This window comes from Candidatus Dormiibacterota bacterium, assembly GCA_036495095.1.
Taxonomy (GTDB): domain Bacteria; phylum Chloroflexota; class Dormibacteria; order Aeolococcales; family Aeolococcaceae; genus CF-96.
Map to the genome: position 1 here is coordinate 1 of DASXNK010000135.1, position 3,257 is coordinate 3,257.

At 70.7% G+C, this 3,257-nt stretch carries 3 protein-coding genes; all 3 read left to right on the plus strand.

What is annotated here, in order from left to right; translation table 11 throughout:
- A partial coding sequence (locus tag VGL20_14045) for a dihydrofolate reductase family protein (protein ID HEY2704802.1) occupies positions 1-298 on the plus strand: 298 nt, incomplete at its 5' end.
- 302 nt (positions 299-600) lie between these two features.
- Positions 601-1,461 carry a GntR family transcriptional regulator gene (locus tag VGL20_14050; GenBank protein HEY2704803.1) on the plus strand — a complete coding sequence of 287 codons (861 nt, stop codon included), beginning with the start codon at positions 601-603 and terminating at the stop codon, positions 1,459-1,461.
- On the plus strand, positions 1,458-3,257 hold a 1,800-nt coding region (locus VGL20_14055; GenBank protein HEY2704804.1), incomplete at its 3' end, for a PfkB family carbohydrate kinase. The genes VGL20_14050 and VGL20_14055, both read left to right, overlap by 4 nt.

Consider the following 3,257-nt stretch of genomic DNA (forward strand, 5'->3'; position numbering starts at 1 on the left):
GATCGAGATGAAGGGCGGCACCACCTTCCACTTCATCGACGCCAGCCCGGCGCAGGCGCTCGCGGCGGCCAAGGAGGCCGCGGGTGGCCTCGACGTCCGCATCGGCGGCGGCCCGGCCACCGTCCGCCAGTTCCTCGCCGCTGGCCTGATCGACCACATGCACATCGCGCTCGTGCCGATCCTCCTCGGCCGCGGGGAGTCTCTGTGGGACGGACTGGAGGGCCTGGAGGAGCGCTTCGCCATCGAGTCGGTGAGTTCCCCCAGCGGCGTCACCCACGTCACGTTCACCCGTCGTTAGCCGCGCTTAGGCCTGCCTCCTCGAACAGGCGCGAGGTCTGGGGCGCTCCATCTGGCGCGCGGCGTTTCGTGACGGTCGTGGCGGTGGCGGTGTCAGCCAGGGCTCCGGCGAGCCCGCTGACCTGCTGCCGGATCTCGACCGCGCGGGCGTGCCGGGCCGCGGGCGTGAGCGGCGGCCTATCCGTGTCCGGGGGCCCGCCGGCCTGCCGGCGGACGCGGTAGGTCGGCGATCACCCGTTACAAACTTATAATGATCTGTCATTATTGCTGTTCCAGACTTCCGCCCAGGGGCAACATGGGGAGATGCAGCAGGTGACGGCTTCGATACCTCTTGAGCAGGGCATCGGGTCGCACGGCAGCGGCGACGGCTGGCTGACCGCCCTTGCGGTGCACCGCGGCTCGTTTGTGCCGCTGCACCGCCAGATCCACGACCTGGTGCGCGAGGAGATCGTCGCTGGCCGCCTGGCCCCTGGTAGCCGGCTGCCGTCGGAGGGTGCGCTGGCGGAGCAGTGGGGCGTCAGCCTCGCGCCGGTCCGCCAGGCCCTCATGCATCTCGCCGCCGAGGGCTACCTCGACCGGGGTCGGGGGCGAGGGACCTTCGTCCGCCAGCCCAAGTTCGAGGAGAAGATCTCGAACTTGTCCAGCTTCACCGGGAGCCACGCCGAGCACGGCGACCGCCTGGAGCTTGTGATGCTCTACAAAGGCCTCGTCCCGCGGCGGCCAGAGGCTGCCGCCCTAGGAGGGCGGTCCCGCAAGCTCGTGCTGATCCAGCGCCTCGCCCGCCTGGAGGCGAGCCCGGTGGCGCTGCTGTCCGCCTACCTGGACCCGGCGCGCTTCCCCGGCATCGAAGAGCGTGAGCTGGACGGCGGCTCCCTCTACCGGACGTTCGACAGTGTCTACGGCATCGAGCTCGTCCGCGCGGAGAGCGTCATCGAGGTGGTTCACGCCACTGACGAAGAGGCTGCGCCCCTGGGGGTGGCGACCGGTGCCATGGTCCTGCGGGTGGACTCAGTCACCTACGACCATGCGGGCGAGGCCGTCGAGTTCTCGAAGGTCCTGTACCGCGTGGAGCGATTCCGCTTCAGCTTCGAGAGCCACCGCTTCGACGACCGGATCCTGAATTTCCCGACACCGGGGGCCAAAGGCGAGGTCCGCAAGGGATGACGGAGAACGAGCGCGTGATGAGCCCCGGGGCGGGTCGGCAGGGGCCCGCGGAGCACGACGTCATCGTGGTCGGGAACCTAACTATTGACGACATCGTCCACCCCAACGGCGAGACCACCATGGCATCGCCCGGCGGCAACACCATCTACGCGGCGACCGGCGCCCTGATCTGGGACCTATCGGTGGGAGTGGTCGCACGGGTCGGCGCCGACTTCCCGGTCGCGGCGCTTGACCGCCTCCGCGACGCCGGGCTCGACACCGGCGGGCTGCGGCCGATCGAAGGTCCGACGGTCCGCAACTGGGTCATCTACGAGCACGACGGGCACCGCAGCTGGGTGTACCGGACGCCGCCGGAGCGTCGCCTCGAGGTGGCGCCGAGCCCCGAGGACATCCCAACGGGGTGGACGGACCAGAAGCGAGACCGCCCACCGGTGGTCCACGTCGCTGCCATGCCCTTCGAGGCCGCCGCCGGTATCGTCGGGCACCTCCGGGCCGAAGGCCGCCGGGCGATCGTGACCCTGGACACCCACGAGGCCTGGTCGGCCGGAAGGGACGAGGTCCTCGCCCTCGCTCGGCGCGTCGACGTGTTCGTACCCAGCCACGGGGAACTCGCCGCCATCCTCGGCTACGACCACCCCGAGCGGGCTTGCCGCGAGCTGCAGGCCGAGGGGGTGCCGGCGGTGGTCGTGAAGTGCGGCGAGAAGGGGGCGCTAGTCAGTGCGCCCGGTGGCCCACCGGTCCGCATCGCGCCCCCCAACGTCGCCGTACTGGATGCCACCGGCGCCGGCGACACCTTCTGCGGGGGCCTTGCCGCCGGGATCGCCGTCGGTGAATCTCTCGTCGTCGCCGCACAGCGGGGTGCCGCCACTGCGGGAGCCGCCCTAGGTGCCAGCGGCTCGCTGCGCCTGCTTCGCCGCGCCGGCGTCGCCGAGCGCCTGCGCTCCCGCTACGCGCAGGGAAAGCTGCCAAGCGCCACGCTGCTCCCGGAGCCAGGCGAGCAAGACGACAGCGGCGTGATGGAGCGGGAGATCACGACGATCCCCGCCGTGATCCGCGATCGGCTCGAGCTGGCGGGCCAGGCGGTGACAACGGTCGAACGGCTGCGGGAATCCCGCATCCGCCATGTCGTCCTGGTGGGGTGCGGCGACTCGAGCTTCGCCTGCCAGGCGGCAGCACTGGCGCTCAACCGGTACTCCGGACTCCAGGTCCGCTGGGAACACGCCCTCGACTTCGCCCGGTACGGGGTCCGATACCTCGCGAGCGAGACGGCGGTGATAGTCGTCTCCTTCTCTGGGAAGACGGGCAGGACGATCGAGGCCGCCCACCAGGCCCGTGCCTTCGGGCATCTGGTGATCGCCCTGACTGGCGCCCCAGACAGCCCCATCGCCAAGGTGGCGGACTGCGTCCTGTCGGCAGAGATCCCCACCTTCGGCTTCTCGCCCGGCACCAGCACCTACACCGCCATGCTCGTCACCTTGCTGACCCTGGCCGCCGAGCTCGGCGCCAACGCGGCGGCCGGCGCAGACGGTCGCGCCAGCCCCGACGCGGTGAGCGGCTATGCGAAGGACCTACAGCGTCTGCCGAAACTGGCGGAGGAGACGCTTCGCCTGAGCGAGGGTCCGGCCTACGCCGCCGCCGAGCGCATGACCGGGGCTCGAATGATCACCTTCCTCGGTGCCGGGCCCAATGAGGCGAGCGCCAAGTTCGGCGCCGCCAAGCTCTTCGAGGGGGCCCAGCAGATCGCTCTCGCGACGAACGTCGAGGAGTGGGCGCACGAGCAGTACTTCATCACCCGG

Coding starts and splice junctions, on each gene's coding strand:
- VGL20_14050 (HEY2704803.1), top strand. CDS start 601: ATGCAGCAGGTGACGGCTTCGATACCTCTTGAGCAGGGCATCGGGTCG.